The organism is Streptomyces populi, assembly GCF_002911015.1.
Classification (GTDB): domain Bacteria; phylum Actinomycetota; class Actinomycetes; order Streptomycetales; family Streptomycetaceae; genus Streptomyces; species Streptomyces populi.
Genome location: NZ_KZ626849.1, coordinates 18,578 through 39,445, shown reverse-complemented (window position 1 = coordinate 39,445; position 20,868 = coordinate 18,578). Strand labels below are relative to the sequence as shown.

Sequence of the window (20,868 nt, the reverse complement as noted above, 5' to 3'; positions counted from 1 at the left end):
GGGGGGCGGCGGGCTCACGCCCCGCCGCCCCCCGTCGCTCCTGTCCGCCGTTACGCGTCGCCGCCCGCGGGCCCCGGGTCGGCCGCCCGCACGTCGAGCAGCTGGTAGCGGTCGACGGCCTGCTTGAGCACCGACCGGTCCACCTTGCCCTCACGGGCCAGTTCGGTCAGCACGGCGACCACGATCGACTGCGCGTCGATGTGGAAGAAGCGCCGGGCCGCGCCGCGGGTGTCCGCGAAGCCGAAGCCGTCCGCGCCGAGGGACTGGTAGGTGCCGGGCACCCACCGGGCGATCTGGTCGGGAACCGATCGCATCCAGTCGGAGACGGCCACGAACGGGCCCTGGGCGGAGGACAGCTTCTGCGTCACGTACGGGACGCGCTGCTCCTCCTCGGGGTGCAGCAGGTTGTGCCGCTCCACCTCGACGGCCTCGCGCCGCAGCTCGTTCCAGGAGGTGGCCGACCAGACGTCGGCCCTGACGTCCCACTCCTCGGCGAGGATCTTCTGCGCCTCCAGGGCCCAGGTGACGCCGATGCCGGAGGCCATGATCTGCGCGGGGATCGTGCCCGAGGTGCCCTCGCTGAAGCGGTACAGGCCCTTCAGGATGCCCTCGGCGTCCACGTTCTCCGGCTCGGCCGGGTGCTGGAGCGGCTCGTTGTAGACGGTGAGGTAGTAGAAGACGTCCTCGCCGTGCGGGTGCTCCTCGGACGAGCCGTACATGCGGCGCAGACCGTCCTGGACGATGTGGGCGATCTCGAAGCCGAACGCCGGGTCGTAGGCGATGCAGCCCGGGTTCGTGGAGGCCAGCAGCTGGGAGTGGCCGTCCGCGTGCTGGAGACCCTCACCGGTCAGCGTCGTCCGCCCGGCGGTCGCGCCCAGGACGAAACCGCGCGCCAACTGGTCGGCCATCTGCCAGAACTGGTCACCCGTTCGCTGGAAACCGAACATCGAGTAGAAGACGTAGACCGGGATGAGCGGCTCGCCATGGGTGGCGTACGCCGAACCCGCGGCGATCAGCGAGGCCGTGCAGCCCGCCTCCGAGATGCCGTCGTGCAGCATCTGGCCGGTCGGCGACTCCTTGTAGGCGAGCAGCAGTTCGCGGTCCACCGACTCGTACTGCTGGCCGAGCGGGTTGTAGATCTTCGCGCTCGGGAAGAACGAGTCCATGCCGAACGTGCGGTACTCGTCGGGCGCGATCAGCACGAACCGCTTGCCGATCTCCTTGTCCCGCATGAGGTCCTTGAGCAGCCGCACGAACGCCATGGTCGTGGCGATGGACTGCTGGCCCGAGCCCTTCTTCACGGTCGCGTACGTCTTGTCGTCGGGCAGGGCCAGGGGCTTCGACCGCACGACGCGCGTCGGCACGTACCCGCCGAGGCCCTTGCGGCGGTCGTGCATGTACTGGATCTCCTCCGAGTTCCGGCCCGGGTGGTAGTACGGCGGCGCGCCGTCCTCCAGCTCCTTGTCGGAGATCGGCAGGTGCAGCCGGTCGCGGAACCCCTTCAGGTCGGCGACCGTCAGCTTCTTCATCTGGTGCGTGGCGTTGCGGCCCTCGAAGTTCGGGCCGAGCGTCCAGCCCTTGACCGTCTGCGCCAGGATCACCGTCGGCTGGCCCGCGTGCGCCTTGGCCGCCGAGAACGCCGCGAAGATCTTCTTGTGGTCGTGACCGCCGCGCCCCAGGTGCAGGATCTGGTCGTCGGTCATGTTCTCGACCATCGCGCGCAGCCGGTGGTCGTCCCCGAAGAAGTGCTCGCGGATGTACGCGCCCGTCTCCGTGGCGTACGTCTGGAACTGGCCGTCCGGCGTGGTGTTCAGCCGGTTGACGAGCACGCCGTCGCGGTCCTGCGCGAGCAGCGGGTCCCAGGTGCGGTCCCAGACCAGCTTGATGACGTTCCAGCCGGCGCCCCGGAACTGCGACTCCAGCTCCTGGATGATCTTGCCGTTGCCGCGGACGGGGCCGTCGAGGCGCTGGAGGTTGCAGTTCACGACGAAGGTCAGGTTGTCCAGGCCCTCGCGCGCGGCGATCGACAGCTGGCCGAGCGACTCCGGCTCGTCCATCTCGCCGTCGCCGAGGAACGCCCAGACGTGCGACCTGGAGGTGTCCGCGATGCCGCGCGCCTCCATGTAGCGGTTCATCCGCGCCTGGAAGATCGCGCCGAGCGGGCCGAGGCCCATCGACACCGTGGGGAACTCCCAGAAGTCCGGCATCAGCCGCGGGTGCGGGTACGAGGACAGTCCGTGGGGCGCCTTCGACTTCTCCTGGCGGAACGCGTCGAGCTGCTGCTCGGAGAGCCGGTCGAGGAGGAACGCGCGGGCGTAGATGCCCGGGGAGGCGTGCCCCTGGAAGAAGATCTGGTCGCCGCCGTCGCCCTCGTCCTTGCCCCGGAAGAAGTGGTTGAAGCCGACGTCGTAGAGCGAGGCGGAGGAGGCGAAGGTCGCGATGTGGCCGCCCACGCCGATGCCGGGGCGCTGCGCCCTGGAGACCATCACGGCGGCGTTCCAGCGGGTCGCGTTGAGGATCCTGCGCTCGATCTCCTCGTTGCCCGGGAAGAACGGCTCGTCCTTGGTGGCGATCGTGTTGACGTAGTCCGTGCTGCGCATCTCGGGCACGGCCACGCGCTTCTCACGGGCCCGCTCGATGAGCCGCAGCATCAGATAGCGGGCCCGTTCGCGGCCGCGCTCGTCCACGGCGGCGTCGAGGGAGTCGAGCCACTCCTGAGTCTCCTCAGGGTCGAAGTCCGGGACCTGGCTGGGAAGGCCGCCAATGATGATCGGGTTGCGATCTGATCCGGAAGCCACGCTGTTCCTTCGCTGTCAGAGGGCTGTCTTCGGTGGTTTTCCCCGCGTCCGCACCGATCCCCATCGTGTACCCCGTGAGCGTGTACGTCATCTCTACCAGGGGGTAACCGAGACGTCCGTGCGAACGGCCGGGACGGGCCCGGCCAAAACGTAACGATACGCTCAGGGCGTGACGCGTTCCGCAAAGTCGTTCGGCTTTCGCACGCTCCGGGGGTTCCGAAGAGGATAAATGGGGCAGAAATGTGTGGTGCCCGTCACATGGCGTCATGATGGCCCGTCGGGAGTTGCGTCGGCACTGCCAGGATCGTCACCGTTTCGGCGGTCTCGACGGCCGGGTACTTGCGCGATCCGCTCCGCCCGTGTGGACTACGGCCAACGCTTCGCGTACGCGCGTGGCTGAGATCCCCCGGCTCCGGACGAGCGGGGGGACACCCCCATTCCGAAACATGATCAGGAGGCAAGCCGTGAGCGCGACCGCGGACCACGCGGAGGAGCGGACCAACCCGGCCGCCAGGCTGGGGTTCGAGCCCGGACAGGTGGTCCAGGAGATCGGCTTCGACGACGACGTTGACCACGAGCTCCGTGAAGGCATCGAATCGCTGATCGGCCAGGATCTGGTCGACGAGGACTACGACGACGTCGCAGACGTGGTGCTGTTGTGGTTCCGGGACGAGGACGGCGATCTCACGGACGCACTGGTGGACGTCATCGGTCTCCTTGAGGACGGCGGCAACATCTGGCTGCTGACCCCGAAGACCGGCAGGGACGGTTACGTCGAGCCCAGCGACATCAGCGATGCCGTACGGACAGCCGGCCTCTCCCAGACGAAGAGCATCTCCGTCGGCAAGGAATGGTCGGGCACCCGCCTGGCCACCCCCAAGCGCTGAACTGCAGCCCCGTCTGCAAGCAGAGCATCCGTGAGGCCCCCGCCCAGCCACCTCGGCGGGGGCCTCACGCATGCCCCGGGACGCCCCGGCGGGGCTCCCGGCCGTCTTCGCCGGCCGGCCGGGGCGGGCGGACTCCCGCGCACCCGGGGGACCGCGCGGGGGGTCGCGCCGTCACCGGGGGGCGATCACTGCGTACGCTGGTCGTCACCCGAACAGACCCTTGGAAGGGAAGCGAGTGACTATGGCCGTCGAGGTCGGCACCAAGGCACCGGACTTCGAGCTGAAGGACAACCACGGCGCGACCGTGAGGCTGTCCGACTTCCGTGGCGAGAAGAACGTGGTGCTGCTCTTCTACCCCTTCGCTTTCACCGGCGTGTGCACCGGCGAGCTGTGCTCCCTGCGCGACAACCTGCCGCAGTTCACCGACCGCGACACCCAGCTCCTCGCGGTCTCCAACGACTCCATCCACACCCTGCGCGTCTTCGCCGAGCAGGAGGGACTGGAGTACCCGCTGCTCTCCGACTTCTGGCCGCACGGCAACATCTCGCGCGCGTACGGCGTCTTCGACGAGGACAAGGGCTGCGCCGTGCGCGGCACGTTCATCATCGACAAGGAGGGCGTCGTCCGCTGGACCGTCGTCAACGGGCTGCCGGACGCGCGTGACCTGAACGAGTACGTCAAGGCGCTCGACACCCTGTGATTCTTCGGTTCCAGGGCCTGCAAGGCACGGGAACCCGTCACTAGGATCGAACCGTTGATCCGATACCAACGCACCTACGGGGCTCCCCGCCCCTGAACACCATTGGGAGGACTCGTGGGAGTCAGCCTCAGCAAGGGCGGCAACGTATCGCTGTCGAAGGAGGCCCCGGGCCTGACCGCGGTCATCGTCGGTCTGGGATGGGACGCCCGGACCACCACCGGCGTGGACTTCGACCTCGATGCCAGCGCCATCCTCACGAACACGGACGGCAAGGTCAGCACCGACCAGAACTTCGTGTTCTTCAACAACCTGAAGAGCCCGGACGGCTCGGTGGAGCACACCGGTGACAACATCACCGGTGAGGGCGAGGGCGACGACGAGCAGATCAAGGTCAACCTCGCCGCCGTTCCCGCCGACGTCGCGAAGATCGTGTTCCCGGTCTCCATCTACGACGCCGAGAACCGCCAGCAGTCCTTCGGTCAGGTCCGCAACGCGTACATCCGCGTGGTGAACCAGGCCGGCGAGGCGGAGATCGCGCGCTACGACCTCTCGGAGGACGCCTCGACGGAGACCGCGATGGTCTTCGGCGAGCTCTACCGCAACGGCGCGGAGTGGAAGTTCCGTGCCATCGGCCAGGGTTACGCCTCGGGCCTGCGCGGCATCGCGCAGGACTTCGGCGTCAACGTCTGAGCCGGAGCCCTCGGGCATCCCGGTCCGGTGCCGCACCGTCTCGGTGCGGCACCGGACCGGCCGTACCACATGAAGACCGCACCTCGGGAGGACCAGCATCATGGGCGTCACGCTCGCCAAGGGGGGCAATGTCTCCCTCTCGAAGGCCGCACCGAACCTCACACACGTGATGATCGGGCTCGGCTGGGACGCGCGCTCCACCACCGGAGCCGACTTCGACCTCGACGCCAGCGCCCTGCTGTGCAGCGGCGGCCGGGTGCTCGGGGACGAGTGGTTCATCTTCTACAACCAGCTCAAGAGCCCGGACGGCTCCGTGGAGCACACCGGCGACAACCTCACCGGTGAGGGCGAGGGCGACGACGAGTCGATCCTGATCGACCTCGCCAAGGTCCCCGCCGTCGTCGACAAGATCGTGTTCCCGGTCTCCATCCATGACGCGGACAACCGCGGCCAGACCTTCGGCCAGGTCAGCAACGCCTTCATCCGCGTCGTCAACCAGGCCGACGGCCAGGAACTCGCCCGCTACGACCTTTCCGAGGACGCCTCCACCGAAACCGCGATGATCTTCGGCGAGGTGTACCGCTACAACAGCGAATGGAAGTTCCGGGCGGTCGGTCAGGGGTACGCGTCGGGTCTGCGGGGCATCGCGCTCGACTTCGGGGTCAATGTTTCCTAGACCCACCTGTATCAGCTGAAGGCGGCCCCTTAGACTTCGTGGTCAACAGTAGGTAAAGCCGAGTACGGCGCGGGGGATGCGTACTCCCCGGGCCACCGCTTGGGGGTGCCCCCACGACACGATGATTGGGTAGCCAGTGCTTCTGAAAACCTTCGGCTGGTCGTTCGCGATCACCGCGCTCGGTCTGGCCGCGGCGGCCGTCTACGGGGGGTGGACCGCCTTCGGCATCGTGGCGATCCTGGCCGTCCTGGAGATTTCGCTTTCCTTCGACAACGCGGTCGTCAACGCCGGAATCCTGAAGAAGATGAATGCCTTCTGGCAGAAGATCTTCCTCACGGTCGGTGTCCTGATCGCCGTCTTCGGCATGCGTCTGGTCTTCCCTGTCGTGATCGTCGCCATCAGCGCCAAGATCGGCCCGATCGACGCGGTCGATCTCGCGCTGAACGACAAGGACAAGTACCAGCAGCTGGTCACCGACGCCCACCCGTCGATCGCCGCCTTCGGCGGCATGTTCCTGCTCATGATCTTCCTCGACTTCATCTTCGAGGACCGGGACATCCAGTGGCTGCGCTGGATCGAGCGGCCGCTGGCCAAGCTCGGCAAGGTCGACATGCTGTCGGTCTGCATCGCCCTGATCGTCCTGCTGATCACCTCCATGACCTTCGCGGTCCACGCCCACCAGCACGGCGGCGGCCACGCCGACAAGGCGCAGACGGTGCTGGTCTCCGGCATCGCCGGTCTGATCACGTACATGATCGTCGGCGGACTCTCCGGCTACTTCGAGGACAGGCTCGAGGAAGAGGAGGAGCGGGAGCACGAGGCCGAGGAGGAGGCCGAGCGCACCGGCAAGCAGAAGCCGGCCATCGTCCTCGCCGGCCAGGCCGCGTTCTTCATGTTCCTGTACCTGGAAGTCCTGGACGCCTCCTTCTCCTTCGACGGGGTCATCGGCGCCTTCGCCATCACCAACGACATCGTGCTGATGGCGCTCGGCCTGGGCATCGGCGCCATGTACGTCCGGTCGCTCACCGTCTACCTGGTCCGCCAGGGCACCCTCGACGACTACGTCTACCTGGAGCACGGCGCCCACTACGCGATCGGCGCGCTGGCCGTGATCCTCATGGTCACCATCCAGTACGAGATCAACGAGGTCATCACCGGCCTCGTCGGCGTCGTCCTGATCGCCTGGTCCTTCTGGTCCTCCGTGCGCCGCAACAAGGCGCTCGCCGAAGCCGAGGGAAAAGCCCCGGCCTCGGACGAGAAGGCTGAGGTCTCGTCCGGGGTGTGACACCCACCCGCCCGAGGAACGCTCTGAACGGGGCGGCCGTGGAGGACGAGTCCTCCGCGGCCGCCCCGCCGCACACCGACAGACGTGGGGGGCCGAATGGGCATCTGGCAGGACATGTGGCGCGGGCGCTCGACGGACTTCGATTCCGGCAGCGCGGCTTCCAACGCCATCGAAATGACCAAGCGCAACCACACGGTCTCGCTCACCAAGCAGGGCGCGGCCGGCGGCAACCTCCGCATCAACCTGTCCTGGCGGATGCGCACCTCCGACATCGGCGGGCCGCAGCGCGGCAGCCTGCTGCGCAATCCGCTGCGCACCTTCAAGCCGGAGATGGTCCAGGCGCACACCCAGAGCATGGTCAACGTCGACCTCGACCTCGGCGTCATGTACGAGCTGACGGACGGCACCAAGGGCGTCGTCCAGCCGCTCGGCAGCTTCTTCGGCGAACTCAACGCCCCGCCGTACGTGAAGCTCAGCGGCGACGACCGCTTCGGCTCCGGCTCGGGCGAGACGGCCTTCGTCAACCTCGACCACCGCGACGACATCAAACGCCTGCTGGTCTTCGTCTACATCTACGACAAGACCCCGGCGTTCGACCGTACGCACGCCATCATCACGCTCTATCCGAGCAACGGCCCGCGCATCGAGATCGGCCTGGAGGAACGCCATCCGCAGGCCCGCTCCTGCGCCGTCGTCATGATCGAGTGCAACAAGGGCGAGGTGACCGTGCGCCGCGAGGTCAAGTTCGTGTACGGCTTCCAGGCCGAACTCGACCGCCTCTACGGCTGGGGGCTCCAGTGGGGTCGCGGGTACAAGTCCAAGGCCGACCGTTAGCGGCCGGCCGGGCCCGGCCGGCCACCGGTGTCCCCGCCCACCGGACTCAGCGGCTCATGAACTGCGGCCCCTGCGGGGGCAGCCGGAAGTCGGGGTCCGGCCCCGACCCCACCGCCTGCGGGAAACCGTAGGCGGGCTGTGTGGCGGGCGCGCTCTGCGGCTGCGGATAGCCGTAGGCGGAAGGATCCGTCTGCGGTCCGGCGGGCTGGGGATAGCCGTAGGCCGGCCCGGTCGCGGCCGCCGCGGCGGGCTGGGGATAGCCGTAGGCGGGCTGCTGCGGGACGGGGGCCGGCTGCTGTGCGACCGGGGCGGAGTGCTCCGGCGGCAGCGGCAGCGAGGTCTCCGGAGCCGTGGCGGGCGAGGCCCAGGCGGCCGTCTCGGGCGCGGCCCCGGACTCGTCCACCGAGATCCCGAAATCGGTCGCGAGCCCCACCAGACCGTTGGAGTAGCCCTCGCCGAGCGCCCGGAACTTCCACCCGTCACCGCGCCGGTACAGCTCGCCGCAGATCAGCGCGGTCTCCGCGCCGGTCTCGGGCTTGATGTCGAAGTACGCCAGAGGTTCACCGTCCGCGACGGCCGCGTCGTACAGCAGGATGCGCAGATCGCGTACGTGGTCGAAGGTGACGTCGTCGGCCGATGCGACCAGGAGAATCCGGCCGACACCGGGCTCGACACCCGTCAGATCCGTCTGGATCGTGTCGGTGAGGCCCTCGGCGCCGCGCTTCTTGCCGAGCCGCCACACCTTGCCCGACGGATGGCGGGGCTGGTTGTAGAAGACGAAGTCCTCGTCGGATCGCACACGACCGTCGGGGCCGAGGAGCAGCGCGGAGGCATCGACATCGGGAACACCCTGACCGGGGGTCCAGCGCAGGACGGCGCGCACCGCTGTGGCGTCCAGCGGGACGTTCGACCCTTTCAGCATCGCGTGCGTCATGCGGTCATCCTGCCTTGTCGGTCCTGGTCACGACAATGTGGGGTCGTTCCGGAACCGGCCGGTGATGGACACCGCGGAGTTACGCGAACTTCACGCGGGGTGGGAATCCCTGACACGGAACCGTACGTACTATTACCGGCCACATCAGATTCGGCCATCTAGCCGCCGCGGGGGAGTCCCATGCGTCATTTCAGTCATGTCACCCCGGAGGAGCGGCAGCGTCTCTTCCACCAGGAACCCGGAGCCTTCACGTCCGACTCCCCGGCCAGGGTGCTCGCCGCCGCCCTCGGCGCGACGCTGTACAGCCCGGCGACCCGGCCGACGCTCGCCGACGACATCGTCAAGCAGGCCGCACGCGGCGTCGTCTCGATGGTGCTGTGCCTGGAGGACTCGATCGACGACTCCGAGGTCGTGGGCGCGGAGGAGAACCTGGTCCGCCAGTTCACCGACCTCGCGACCCGCCCGGACACCGGCGAGACACCCCTGCTGTTCGTACGGGTCCGCTTCCCGGAGCAGATCCCCGACCTCGTGCGGCGCCTCGGCCCCGCCGTCCGGCTGCTGTCCGGATTCGTGATGCCGAAGTTCACCGAGGAACGCGGCACGCCCTTCCTGGAGGCCCTCACCGCCGCCGAGGCGGAGAGCGGCAGACGGCTCTTCGCCATGCCCGTCCTGGAGTCGCCCGAACTGCTCTACCGCGAATCGCGGGTGGAGACCCTGGAGGGCATCTCCCGCGCCGTCGACAAGTACCGCGACCGGGTGCTCGCGCTGCGCCTCGGGGTGACGGACTTCTGCTCCTCGTACGGGCTGCGCCGCGCCCCCGACATGACCGCGTACGACGTCCAGGTGGTCGCCTCCGTGATCGCCGACGTGGTCAACATGCTGGGGCGCGCCGACGGCACCGGCTTCACCGTCACCGGGCCCGTGTGGGAGTACTTCCGCGTCCCGGAACGCATGTTCAAGCCGCAGCTGCGCCGCAGCCCCTTCCTGGAGGGACAGGCGGAGGAACTGCGCGAGAAGCTGCTCGAACACGCCATGGACGGGCTGCTGCGCGAGATAGCCCTCGACCAGGCCAACGGCCTGATGGGCAAGACCTGCATCCACCCCTCGCACGTGCCGCCCGTGCACGCGCTGTCCGTGGTCAGCCACGAGGAGTTCAGCGACGCCCAGGACATCCTCAGGCCGGAACGCGGCGGCGGGGGTGTACTGAGGTCGGCGTACACGAACAAAATGAACGAGGTGAAGCCGCATCGCGCCTGGGCCGAGCGCACCCTGCTGCGCGCCGAGGTCTTCGGGGTCGCCCGCGAGGACATCGGCTTCGTCGAGCTGCTCACCGCCGGACTCCCGGCGTGAGCCGGCCCGTCCGGACGACGCGCAACCCCGACAGCAAGGAACAGATGAACACCCCAGCGCATGACCCGAACCACCCCGGCGGCAACGACCCGGACGGCGCGACCGGCCCGGACCACGCGCGGGACGCGGTGTGGACCGGGACCTGGGTCGCCGAGCGGCTCGGTGTCGAGCTCGTCGGCGACGAGGAGCTGAGCGGCCTGCTGGGGCTCGCGCTGCGGCGCAACCCCAAGCGTGCCCATCTGCTCGTCTCGAACGTGCTGGGCAAGCACGTGCCGCAGTCGCCGGCCGTCGTCCACGGGTACGGCGTCGAGCTCGGCCGCCGGGTGCGCGAGCTGCTGGGCACCGAGGAGGCCCGCGCGGCCGTGGTCCTCGGGTACGCCGAGACGGCCACCGGGCTCGGCCACTCGGTCGCGGACGGAGTGGGTGTCGCCCCGTACCTCCACTCCACCCGCCGCCCGGTCACCGGGGTCCGGCAGGCGGGCGGCTTCGAGGAGTCCCACTCGCACGCCACCTCGCACCTCCTCCTTCCCGAGGACCCGGGCCTGCTCGCCGGCTCCGGCCCGCTGGTCCTCGTCGACGACGAGTTCTCCACCGGCAACACCGTCCTCAACACCATCAGCGACCTGCACCGGCGCTACCCGCGCGAGCGGTACGTCGTCGTGGCCCTGGTCGACATGCGCTCACCGGCCGACCACGCGCGCTTCGAGAAGTTCGCCGGGGACATCGGCGCCCGCGTGGACCTGGTGGCGGCCGCGTCGGGAACGGTGCGCCTGCCCGAGGACGTCCTGGCGAAGGGGACGGCCCTGGTCGCCCGGCACGAGGCGGCGACGCCCGCCGCCCCCGCCCCCGGAAGCGCCGGCCGGGCCGTGCGCGTCGGCCTCGGCTGGCCGCACGGCCTCCCCGACGGCGGACGGCACGGGTTCACCCCCGGACACCGAATACGCCTGGAGGCGGCCCTGCCCGGCATGGCGGGGCGCCTCGCCGACGCCCTGCCGGACGACGCCCGCCGCGTCCTGGTCCTCGGCTTCGAGGAACTGATGTACGCGCCGCTGCGACTGGCCCACGAGCTGGAGCGGACGGTCCCCGCCGAGGTGCGCTTCTCCACCACGACCCGGTCCCCGGTGCTCGCCCTGGACGACCCCGGCTACGCCATCCGCAGCCGCATCGCCTTCCCCGCCCACGACGACCCGGACGACGGCCCCGGCGAGCGCTACGCCTACAACGTCGCGGGCGCCGGCTTCGACGCGGTCGTGGCGGTCGTCGACTCCACCGCCGACACCCCCGAGCTGCACGCTCCCGACGGTCTGTTGGCACAGTTGGCGGCGCACGTCCCGCACGTCCTGCTCGCCGTCGTCCCCAGTCACGTCCCCGTACGGCCGTCCACCGAAAGGCCCTTCATGCTGCCCGAGCCCCTCCGCGGCCCCGCCTTCTCCTCGTACGCCCCCGACGAGGTCGGCTGGCTGCTGCAGGACCTGTCGGACGTGACGCTGGAGGCGCCGACCGAGGAGCGCGAGGAGGCCATCCAGAGCGGCGGCGCCCACTACGCCGAGTCGCTGCCGGTCGAGTACCAGCCGAGCGCCGCGTACCAGGAGCTCTTCCACGCGGCCCTCACCGCCTCCGCCGCCCGGATCGCCGAGGCCGTCGGCGCCGTGACCGAACTCGTGCTCGCCGACCGGTCCCCGCGTCCCGTCCTGGTCTCCCTGGCCCGCGCCGGCACCCCCGTCGGGATCCTGATGCGCCGCTGGGCCCGGCACCAGCACGGCCTCGACCTGCCGCACTACGCCGTCTCCATCGTCCGCGGCCGGGGCATCGACGCCAACGCGCTGCGCTGGCTCGCCGCCCACCACGACCCGGCCGACGTCGTCTTCGTCGACGGCTGGACCGGCAAGGGCGCCATCACCCGGGAACTCGCCGACGCCATCCAGGAGTTCGAGGAGGCCGAGGGCATCACCGGCTTCGACCCGGAGATAGCGGTGCTCGCCGACCCGGGCTCGTGCGTGCGCACCTACGGCACCCGCGAGGACTTCCTCATCCCCTCCGCCTGCCTCAACTCGACCGTCTCCGGGCTGATCTCGCGTACGGTCCTGCGCTCCGACCTGGTCGGCGAACACGACTTCCACGGCGCGAAGTTCTACCGCGAGCTCGCCGGTTCCGACGTCTCCGTCGAGTTCCTGGACGCCGTCTCCGCCCACTTCACCGACGTCGCCGAAGCGGCCCGCGACCGGGCGAAGGAACTCCTCGCCGCGGACCGCGAACCCACCTGGGAGGGCTGGGCGGCGGTCGAGCGCATCAGCGAGGAGTACGGCATCCACGACGTGAACCTCGTCAAGCCGGGCGTCGGCGAGACCACCCGGGTGCTGCTGCGCCGGGTCCCCTGGAAGATCCTCGCGCGCGCCGGAGCGGGCGCCGACCTCGACCACGTCAGGCTGCTCGCCGGACAGCGCGGGGTGCCCGTCGAGGAGGTCGGGGAACTCCCGTACACCTGCGTCGGGTTGATCCATCCGAAGTACACGCGCGGCGCGACCGGTGCCGACGGCAAGGCGGTGACGCTCTGATGTCCCTGCCCAAGGCACTCGTCGCCAGCGACCTCGACCGCACGCTCATCTACTCCTCCGCCGCCCTCGCCCTCACCATGCCGGACGCCCGCGCGCCCCGGCTGCTGTGCGTCGAGGTGCACGAGAACAAACCCCTCTCCTACATGACGGAGACGGCCGCCGCGCTGCTCACCGAACTCGGTGACATCGCGCACTTCGTGCCCACCACGACCCGCACCCGCAAGCAGTACCAGCGCATCAACCTGCCCGGCCCCGCCCCCGAGTACGCGATCTGCGCCAACGGCGGACACCTGCTCGTCGACGGGGTCTCCGACCTCGACTGGCACGCGCACGTCAAGGAGCGGCTCGCCTCCGAGTGCGCGCCGCTCGAGGAGGTGCGCGAGCACCTGGAGGCGACCGCGGACCCGCTCTGGGTGCGCAAGCACCGCGTCGCCGAGGACCTGTTCGTCTATCTGGTCGTGGAGCGGGAGCTGCTCCCCGAGGAGTGGGTCAAGAGCCTGGCCGTGTGGGCGGAGAACCGTGGCTGGACGGTCTCGTTGCAGGGCCGCAAGATCTACGCCGTGCCGAAGCCGCTCACCAAGAGCGCGGCCGTGCGCGAGGTCGCCCGCCGCACCGGAGCCGTCCTCACCCTCGCCGCGGGGGACTCGCTGCTCGACGCCGACCTGCTGCTCGCGGCGGACCGCGGCTGGCGTCCGGGCCACGGTGAACTCGCCGAGGCCGACTGGACGGCGCCGGCGATCACCGCCCTCCCGGAGCGGGGTGTCCTGGCGGGGGAGCGGATCCTGCGGGAGTTCGTGAGCGCCGGGGGCGGCCGGGGACAGGTCTGAGGGACCTCCGGAACCCGGGTCCGGTTCGTTCCCGTGGCCGTCGTGCCGGATGTGTCCAGGGATGAAGCATCCCTGGACACACCCGGCACGGACCGTCCGGCCGCCGAGGAGCCCGGCCCGGGACGGTTCCGTTTCCGGAACCCCGGCCCGAACCGTCCGGCCGGGATGCCGAACGGCGTTCGGAGCGCGGGCCGACGTGCCGAACTCCGCTCCTTTCCCGGTGATTCGGGATTCCGTGGGGATTCCGTCCGCGATGTGTGCCCGGTTCGGCACATGGTGGAACATGTGCGGAACTCGGTCCCGGTAGGGCCCAATTGAGGGCGGCCGGGGCCGTTTCGTCACGACACGCCGGGTCCGATCCGGACGAAGCTGAAGAGTCGGTAAGAAATCCCCGCGGTCAGCCGCAGCAGCCGCCGCCGCAGCACCCGCCTCCGCCGCCGCTCGAACGCGGCGCGGGCGTCGGCGCGGACGCCGAACCACCCCTGGCGACGGCGACCGCCGACAGCAGTTTGACGGTGTCGTCGTGCCCGGCGGGGCAGGCCGCGGGGGCGGCCGACTCGGCCATGGGACGGCTCAGTTCGAAGGTGTCGCCGCAGGTCCGGCAGCGGTACTCGTAGCGAGGCATGCGCACAGGTTAGCCGGAGCGGGCCACTGTCCGGAGGGCTCCGGGGCCCTCGTCGCGCGTGGCGGGCCGGGGCTCCCGGGACGGGGGTGGCGGCTGGGTGAAGAGGGCTGCCGAGGGGCGTCCGTTGACCTCTGAACTTTTTTGTCTCGTTGCTGATCGAAGGGATTGCATTGGTCGCTGATAATTTAATAGGGCCGCGACGAGCCGCAAGGTCGGGGAGGGGGGCTCGCAGCCGCGAAAGCGGCCGCTGCAACTACCCGCGCGCGCAATTCCGAAGTGCGGAGGGAGACGCAGTCGTGACCAGGACATGGCATCGCACCGATGCCCTGAATCCCCTGCCCTTGGGCCGCCCGGACGCGGGGGTGCGCCATGGCTAAGGCATCCGGACCGCAGCGCGGCCGCGGCAGCCGTCGCAAGCCCGCGGAGCCCTCCAAACTGTCCCGGCTGACCGCGCGGCTCGCGCCGTTCGCCCGGCGCCTCAAACCCGCGTACCCGCGCCCCGGACGGACCGGCCTGCGGCGCTGGCTCCCCTCCTGGCGGCAGTGGCTCGGCGCCGTGGCCCTGTCCATAGGCCTGAGCGGCACGCTGCTCGTCATCGCCTACGCGGCGACGGACATACCCAAGAACCTCAACACGTACGCCACCCAGCAGGACAACGTCTACTTCTGGTCGGACGGCACCCCGATGGCCCGTACCGGCTGGGTGCGGCGCCAGGACATGCCGCTGAAGGACATACCCGTGGACGTGCGCTCGGCGGTCCTCGCGGCGGAGAACGAGAGCTTCTACAGCGACCCCGGCATCTCCGCCAAGGGCCTGGCCCGCGCCCTGGTGAAGACGGTCGGCCAGGGGGACACCCAGGGCGGCTCCACCATCACCCAGCAGTACGTCAAGAACGTCTACCTGACCCAGAACCGTTCGCTGACCCGCAAGTTCACCGAGGCCATGATTGCCCTCAAGCTCGACAACAGGATGAGCAAGGACGACATCCTCGAGGGCTATCTCAACACCAGCTGGTTCGGGCGCGGCACCTACGGCCTCCAGCGGGCCTCGCAGGCCTACTACGGCAAGGACGTGAGTCACCTCGACGCCAGCGAGGGCGCCTTCCTCGCCTCGCTCCTCAAGGGCGCGGGCCTCTACGACCCCACCCTGAGCAAGGCCAACCACAAGCGCGCCGAGGAGCGCTGGTCCTGGATCCTCGACCGCATGGTCGACTACGGCAAGATCTCGGCCGCCCAGCGGGCCAAGTACACGAAGTTCCCCGAGCCGATCAAGCAGACCGGGAGCTACGACACCGGAAAGCAGAGCGACTACCTGGTCGAGCTGGCGACCCAGTACGCCAAGAAGGCCGGGCACATCTCCGACCGGGACTTCGACCTCGGCGGCTACCAGATCTACACGACCTTCGACCGCAAGCGCGAGGCCGCGCTCACCGACACCGTGACCAAGGCCCGCAAGGCGGCGAAGAAGGCCGACCCGGGCAACGCGAAGGCCGCCCACTACGGTGCCGCCTCGATCGCCGACGACGGCCGGATCCTCGCCGTCTACGGCGGTCCCGACCACCGCGAGCAGGGCTACAACGAGTCCAACGCGACCACCGTCCCGGCCGGTTCGGCCTTCCTGCCCTTCGTCTACGCCGCCGCCCTGGAGAACGGCGTCCACAAGACCCGCGAGGGCGCGGCCACCCCGGTCACCCCCGAGACCCTCTACGACGGCAACGACGGCGTCCCGGTCAGCACGCCCGAGGGCCCCTACTGGGACCGCAGCGGCAAGAAGGTCGCCGCCCACAACGAGGGCAACAAGAACTACGGCCGGATCACGCTGCGCACGGCCCTCGCCTCCAACGTGAACACCCCGTTCATGCAGCTCGGCATGGATGCCGGCCTGGACAAGGTGCGTTCGACCGCCGAGGCGTCGGGACTGCTCTCCTCCAGCATCGGACCGCAGGTGCCGGGCATGTCCCTCGGCACGGCCACGCCCAGCGCGATCCGCATGGCCAGCGCCTACGCCACCTTCGACGCCGACGGAAAGCACTACGAGCCGTACTCGGTGCACCGCCTCACCCGCAACGGCTCCAAGGTCCGGCTGGACATGCCCGCACCCCATCGCGCGATGCGCGCGGAGGTGGCCCGCCAGGTCACCGAGGCGCTCTCGGACTCCTTCCGCACCGGCCACCCGGGCGCGGCCCCCGTCACGGCGAAGGTGGCCGGCAAGCGGGGCGCCACACTGGACGACAAGGCCGCCTGGTACGTGGGTTCGAACGATTCCGTGTCGACGGCGGTGGTCCTCTACCGTATCGACCTGACCAAGAGCCTCGAACCGCTGCCGCTCAAGGGGATCGCCGGCGCACCCGTCGCCGACGTGCCGTACGGCATCTGGTCCGGTGCCATGAGCCCGCTCCGCTGATCCCGTCGGCCGGCCGTCCGGCCCGGCCCCCGCCGACGGCCACCCGGTGGCCGCGCCAAGCTCCTTCCGTCCCCCTCGCAGAATGTGCCCCGTATGAACTCGAAGCACAGCCGGCGCCGACGCCGTGAGTCCGATCCCGGTTCCGCCGCCGCGAACGCGCGCCAGGGCTTCGCGGCCATGACGGCCTTCCTCGTCGTCACGTCCATGGCCGCCACCTACCTGGCCCTCAACACCGACCACACCACGCCGGCCGCGTCCGCCCGCGCGCACGGGCCCGGCCCCGCCAAGGCCAAGAAGGAACCGGCGTGGGACGGCAAGGTCCATGTGCTGGGCGACGGATCCACGTCCTACACCGGCCCGCAGAAGGGCGAGTTGAAGGCCGTACCGCTCAAACCCGGTGAGAAACCGCCCCAGTTCGTCGTCTTCTCCTGGGACGGCGCCCTCCAGGGCGACGACCAGCTCTTCTCGCACTACCGGGAGCTGGCCAAGGAGTACAACGCCCACATGACGTTCTTCCTGACCGGCATCTACCTGCTGCCCAAGGACAAGAAGAACCTCTACGAACCCCCGATGCACTCGCCGGGCTCGGCGGCCATCAGCTACGCCACCGACGACCACATCCGCACCACGCTGGAGGAGCTCGGCAAGGCGTGGAAGCAGGGCAACGAGATCGGCACCCACTTCAACGGCCACTTCTGCGGCGACAAGGGCGGCAAGGACTGGAGCGTCGCTGAGTGGGAGAGCGAGATCAACCAGTTCTTCTCCTTCATGGAGAAGTGGAAGACCAACACCGGCGACACCGACATGCAGGCGCTGCCCTTCGACCCCGCGAAAGCCATCAGCGGCGGGCGCGCGCCCTGCCTCGAGGGGCAGAAGAACCTGCTCCTGGCGATGAAGGCCACGGCCAAGAAGTACAACTGGCGCTACGACGCCAGCTCCGCGGGCGACTTCCAGATATGGCCCAAGAAGAAGGAGGGCATCTGGGACTTCCCGCTCCAGATGCTCCCCTACGAGGGAGGCAAGTACCAAGGCCTGTCCATGGACTTCAACTTCCTCTACAACCAGTCCGAGGGGGAGACCGAGGGGGACCCGGCCCAGTACCCGCAGTGGGAGCAGCAGACCGTCAACTCCTACATGGCCGGTTTCAACCGCGTCTACTACGGCAGCCGGGCACCGCTGTTCGTCGGGAACCACTTCGAGGACTGGAACGGCGGCATCTACATGAGGGCCATCGACCAGGTCATCAAGAACGTGTGCACGAAGAAGGGCGTTCGCTGTGTGTCCTTCCAAGAGCTGTCCAACTGGCTCGACGTGCAGAAGCCCGAGACCCTGGAGCGCCTGCGCGGCCTGGACCCCGCCCAGTCGCCGGACTGGTCGACCGTGGTGAAGTAGGGCCCGCCGCCGGGCCGGTGATCCACCGGCTACGCATTGAGATCAACTTACCTCCGACATAAGGGACTTGGTTGCACCTGACGCGAACTCCCCCCGGATTCCGCACAGTTGAGTGGGACATGTAAAGATTCCCTTCCCTGGAGTCCGACCGGGGATCAAGGAGAATCACCAGTGACACCGAAGAACTTAAGCCGCAGTTGTTCCGTCGTGGGGGCGATCACCCTCTCCGCCCTCCTGCTGCCCCTGTCCGCCGCCCACGCGGCGGCCCCCGCACCCCGGGTGACCGCGTCGACGGCCGACGCCTTCGGCCGCGTGGCCGACGCCGTGTTCACCGACCGCACGGCCGCCCTGCTGGACGAGGCCCCGACGGCCCGTACGGCCCTCAGGGCGACCACCGCGGGCGTACAGGTGCCCGACACCCTCGCCCGCACCGAGAACACCGCCGTCTCCTCGCTGCACGGCACCCGGTCCCGCCTCGCGGCCCTCGGCGAGGCCTACAGCGCCGCCGACACGAAGGTCACCGTGAACCGGACCCGGGTCACGGGCCGGCTGGCCACCGTCTGGGTCACCGAGGCCACCACCCTCACCTACCGGAAGATCCGCGGGGACGAGCCCGCCACCACGGGCTTCCGCGCCCACCACGTCCTGACCTTCGCCGCGGGACCGCACGGCGGCTGGAAGCTGACGGGCGAGCGCTCGACGGACAAGGGCCCCCGGCAGGTCAACCAGCCCGTCACGACGACGCTCCGCGCGACCCCGATGGCCGTCGTCGACGCCCCCCGGGCAGCGACCACGTACCCCGCGCCCGCCAACCCCAAGACGCTCACCGGCGGCCCGTACGACTACGCGGCCATGGCCACGTACGCCGAGACGTACTGGAAGAACTACAACCCCGCCTACCGCAGCTTCAACTCCGTCGGCGGCGACTGCACCAACTACCTCAGCCAGTCCCTGAAGGCGGGCGGCTGGGCGACGGTCGCGAGCTCCGGCGAGGAGTACGGCACCTGGAACTACACGGCGTCCACCCAGACCGACACCTGGGTCGGCGTCAACGAGTGGTCCTGGTTCACCCAGACCGCCAAGCGCTCCACGCCCCTGGCGAACGTCTACCAGATGGACATCGGTGACGTGATGCAGATGGACTTCGACAAGGACGGGTCCAAGGACCACTCCATGATCACGTCGTACCGGAGCGCGAGCGGGGTCCCGTACGTGACCTACCACGACACCGACACCTACCGCCGGTCGGTGTCGAGCCTCCTCGCGGCGTACCCGAACGCGGCGTACTACGCGTACCGCACCTGATCACGGCCCGGCCGGCGCCTGACCGGCCCCCGGAGACCCCGCGGGGGTGAGCCGGGGGAAAGGGGCTCGCGCGAGGGTTCCGAGGACGCCCCGGGCGTCCTCGGAACCCTCCCCGGGGCTTCTCAGGCGCCGCCGCGCTCCTCGCGGATCTGCGCGACCACACGGGCCACCGTCTGCCGCACGGCCTCCGTCTCGGTCAGGAAGTGCCAGTAGTCGGGGTGCCGGCCCTCCAGCGTGGCCACGGCCCGGTCGAGCCGGGCGACGGAGTCGTCGAGCGGACGGGCCTGCCGCGGGTCGGGCGTCGTACGGCCCGCCATGGCCAGCCGCTGCGCGTCCCGGATCGCGAACCGGGTCCGGTCGATCTCCTGCTGGGGGTCCTTCTGCACCGCGTTCAGCCGCCGCAGCCGGTCACCGGCCGCGGACACGGCCTCGTCGGTGCTGTTCAGCAGCGCGCGCACCGTCGACAGCAGCGAGGTCGCGTCCGGCCAGCGCTGCGCCTCGCGCGCGGCCCGCGCCTCCCGCAGCTTCGCCTCGGCCTGCCGCACGCTCTCCGCGGCCTGCTCCGGCACGTGCTGGAGGTCCTGCCAGCACGCCGCCGAGAACCGCCGCCGCAACTCGCTCAGCACCGGCTCCACCTGCTCCGAGCGGGTCGTCAACGCCTGGGCGCGGGTCCGCAGCGAGACGAGCCGGTGATCGATCTCGGCGGCCCGCTCCGGCAGCCGCTCCGCCTCCGAGCGGACCGCCGCGGCCTCCCGCGAGACCCGCTCGGCACGCTCCAGCGTCTCCGGCACGCCGTGCCGCCCGGCGCCCTGGTTGAGCTTGGTCAGCTCGGGGGCGAGAGCGGCGAGCCGGGCGGCGAGATCGTCGGCCTTCAGCCCCGACCGCCGTACGGAGTCGAGGGCGTTCGAGGCGGCGAGCAGCGCCTGCCGGGCGCGCTCGACGGCCGGGGCCAGCCGGGCGAGCTGGGTCTCGGCCTTGCCGAGCAGCGGCGCCAGGCTCTGCTCGAACCGGTCCAGATCGGCCTTCACCCGGACCAGTTCGTCCTTCGCGGCGACGAGTTCACCGCGGGCCCGCGCGGCGACCGACGCCTCCAGCTCGTCCCGGTCGAGATCATGGGCGTCGACGGCGGTGATGTACTTCTGGCTGGCCTCGTCGATCCGCCGCCCCAGTGCCGCGAAGTCGGAGACCACGCGCCGGGCGGCCGGGGAGTCGTCCACGGCCGTGATGGTCTCGATCGAGATCCGCAGGTCGCGCTGGGCGGTGTCGAGTTCGTAGAACGCCGCCGCGGCGGCGTCCTTGGCGGCCTGCGCCTCGGCCCGCTGACTCTCGGACCGCCCGCCGAACCAGCGCCGGGTGCCGCCTCCCGCGAAGGCCGCGGGCAGGGCGAGGGCGGCCAGCAGGGGCAGCGCGACGAGCGTGAGCACGTCACGGGTTGCGGAGGGACGGACGGAGGGACGGGGAGTGCGTTCCACCCGGGCCGAGCGTGCCCACCGGGCAGGCGGCACCGGTCGCTCCGCGGGGCCGGGCCGCTGCGCCGGCGCGCGTCGTTCCGACGGCACGGGGCGTCCGGACCGCTCCGGCGGAACAGGCCGCTCCGGCGGAACAGG

The 20,868-nt window shown here is 70.0% G+C and carries 16 protein-coding genes; 12 read left to right on the top strand and 4 right to left on the bottom strand.

The genetic code is table 11. From position 1 onward, the window contains the following. Positions 1 to 50 precede the first annotated feature (50 nt). Entirely contained in the window at positions 51 to 2,798 is a 2,748-nt protein-coding gene (gene aceE, locus CW362_RS08015) for a pyruvate dehydrogenase (acetyl-transferring), homodimeric type (protein WP_103548663.1), read from the bottom strand. 464 nt (positions 2,799 to 3,262) lie between these two features. Here aceE and CW362_RS08005 point away from each other — a divergent pair, with 464 nt between their 5' ends. From CW362_RS08005 to CW362_RS07980, 6 genes are all read left to right on the top strand, one after another. After that, positions 3,263 to 3,685, top strand: a complete 423-nt coding sequence (locus tag CW362_RS08005) for a DUF3052 domain-containing protein (RefSeq protein WP_103548662.1) — start codon at positions 3,263 to 3,265, stop codon at positions 3,683 to 3,685. A gap of 241 nt (positions 3,686 to 3,926) precedes the next feature. Continuing rightward, the gene (locus CW362_RS08000; protein ID WP_103548661.1) at positions 3,927 to 4,385 is read left to right on the top strand and encodes a peroxiredoxin; all 459 of its coding nucleotides are present in this window, start codon (positions 3,927 to 3,929) and stop codon (positions 4,383 to 4,385) included. 114 nt (positions 4,386 to 4,499) lie between these two features. Further along, positions 4,500 to 5,075, top strand: a complete 576-nt coding sequence (locus CW362_RS07995) for a TerD family protein (RefSeq protein ID WP_103548660.1) — start codon at positions 4,500 to 4,502, stop codon at positions 5,073 to 5,075. 100 nt (positions 5,076 to 5,175) lie between these two features. Further along, on the top strand, positions 5,176 to 5,751 hold the full coding sequence (locus tag CW362_RS07990) for a TerD family protein (RefSeq protein ID WP_103548659.1): 576 nt from the start codon (positions 5,176 to 5,178) through the stop codon (positions 5,749 to 5,751). 136 nt (positions 5,752 to 5,887) lie between these two features. Beyond that, positions 5,888 to 7,036, top strand: a complete 1,149-nt coding sequence (locus CW362_RS07985) for a DUF475 domain-containing protein (protein WP_103548658.1) — start codon at positions 5,888 to 5,890, stop codon at positions 7,034 to 7,036. Positions 7,037 to 7,132: 96 nt separating this feature from the next. Further along, on the top strand, positions 7,133 to 7,870 hold the full coding sequence (locus CW362_RS07980; protein ID WP_103548657.1) for a TerD family protein: 738 nt from the start codon (positions 7,133 to 7,135) through the stop codon (positions 7,868 to 7,870). 46 nt (positions 7,871 to 7,916) lie between these two features. On the opposite strand, the gene CW362_RS07975 is transcribed toward CW362_RS07980, so the two are convergent. Further along, a complete protein-coding gene (locus tag CW362_RS07975; RefSeq protein ID WP_103548656.1) occupies positions 7,917 to 8,804 on the bottom strand; it encodes a TerD family protein in 888 nt (295 codons plus the stop codon). A 180-nt stretch (positions 8,805 to 8,984) separates the two neighbouring features. Between CW362_RS07975 and CW362_RS07970 the strand changes: the two genes are divergently transcribed. Genes CW362_RS07970 through CW362_RS07960 form a run of 3 tightly spaced genes read left to right on the top strand, consistent with a single transcriptional unit; the run spans position 8,985 to position 13,536 of the window. Further along, a complete protein-coding gene (locus CW362_RS07970; protein WP_103548655.1) occupies positions 8,985 to 10,154 on the top strand; it encodes an HpcH/HpaI aldolase/citrate lyase family protein in 1,170 nt (389 codons plus the stop codon). Positions 10,155 to 10,198: 44 nt separating this feature from the next. Next, entirely contained in the window at positions 10,199 to 12,709 is a 2,511-nt protein-coding gene (locus tag CW362_RS07965) for a phosphoribosyltransferase (RefSeq protein WP_103548734.1), read from the top strand. Continuing rightward, positions 12,709 to 13,536: an HAD family hydrolase gene (locus CW362_RS07960; RefSeq protein ID WP_376451785.1), complete on the top strand. Its 828-nt coding sequence runs from the start codon at positions 12,709 to 12,711 to the stop codon at positions 13,534 to 13,536. The genes CW362_RS07965 and CW362_RS07960 overlap by 1 nt, the downstream gene beginning before the upstream one ends. A gap of 397 nt (positions 13,537 to 13,933) precedes the next feature. Here the strand turns inward: CW362_RS07960 and CW362_RS07955 are convergent, their stop codons facing one another. Beyond that, entirely contained in the window at positions 13,934 to 14,161 is a 228-nt protein-coding gene (locus CW362_RS07955) for an FmdB family zinc ribbon protein (protein ID WP_103548733.1), read from the bottom strand. Between the two features lie 369 nt (positions 14,162 to 14,530). On the opposite strand from CW362_RS07955, the gene CW362_RS07950 reads away from it, so the two are divergent. From CW362_RS07950 to CW362_RS07940, 3 genes are all read left to right on the top strand, one after another. Beyond that, positions 14,531 to 16,564 carry a transglycosylase domain-containing protein gene (locus CW362_RS07950; RefSeq protein WP_103548654.1) on the top strand — a complete coding sequence of 678 codons (2,034 nt, stop codon included), beginning with the start codon at positions 14,531 to 14,533 and terminating at the stop codon, positions 16,562 to 16,564. A gap of 93 nt (positions 16,565 to 16,657) precedes the next feature. Then, a complete protein-coding gene (locus CW362_RS07945) occupies positions 16,658 to 17,956 on the top strand; it encodes a polysaccharide deacetylase family protein (protein ID WP_420856864.1) in 1,299 nt (432 codons plus the stop codon). Positions 17,957 to 18,127: 171 nt separating this feature from the next. Then, on the top strand, positions 18,128 to 19,261 hold the full coding sequence (locus CW362_RS07940) for an amidase domain-containing protein (RefSeq protein WP_103548653.1): 1,134 nt from the start codon (positions 18,128 to 18,130) through the stop codon (positions 19,259 to 19,261). Positions 19,262 to 19,383: 122 nt separating this feature from the next. On the opposite strand, the gene CW362_RS07935 is transcribed toward CW362_RS07940, so the two are convergent. Continuing rightward, positions 19,384 to 20,733 carry a hypothetical protein gene (locus CW362_RS07935; protein WP_103548652.1) on the bottom strand — a complete coding sequence of 450 codons (1,350 nt, stop codon included), beginning with the start codon at positions 20,731 to 20,733 and terminating at the stop codon, positions 19,384 to 19,386. Between the last annotated feature and the right edge of the window lie 135 nt (positions 20,734 to 20,868).

Coding starts and splice junctions, on each gene's coding strand:
- CW362_RS08000 (WP_103548661.1), top strand. CDS start 3,927: ATGGCCGTCGAGGTCGGCACCAAGGCACCGGACTTCGAGCTGAAGGAC.
- CW362_RS07965 (WP_103548734.1), top strand. CDS start 10,199: ATGAACACCCCAGCGCATGACCCGAACCACCCCGGCGGCAACGACCCG.
- CW362_RS07970 (WP_103548655.1), top strand. CDS start 8,985: ATGCGTCATTTCAGTCATGTCACCCCGGAGGAGCGGCAGCGTCTCTTC.
- CW362_RS07945 (WP_420856864.1), top strand. CDS start 16,658: ATGAACTCGAAGCACAGCCGGCGCCGACGCCGTGAGTCCGATCCCGGT.
- CW362_RS07980 (WP_103548657.1), top strand. CDS start 7,133: ATGGGCATCTGGCAGGACATGTGGCGCGGGCGCTCGACGGACTTCGAT.
- CW362_RS07960 (WP_376451785.1), top strand. CDS start 12,709: ATGTCCCTGCCCAAGGCACTCGTCGCCAGCGACCTCGACCGCACGCTC.
- CW362_RS07975 (WP_103548656.1), bottom strand. CDS start 8,804: ATGACGCACGCGATGCTGAAAGGGTCGAACGTCCCGCTGGACGCCACA.
- CW362_RS07990 (WP_103548659.1), top strand. CDS start 5,176: ATGGGCGTCACGCTCGCCAAGGGGGGCAATGTCTCCCTCTCGAAGGCC.
- CW362_RS07950 (WP_103548654.1), top strand. CDS start 14,531: ATGGCTAAGGCATCCGGACCGCAGCGCGGCCGCGGCAGCCGTCGCAAG.
- CW362_RS07955 (WP_103548733.1), bottom strand. CDS start 14,161: ATGCCTCGCTACGAGTACCGCTGCCGGACCTGCGGCGACACCTTCGAA.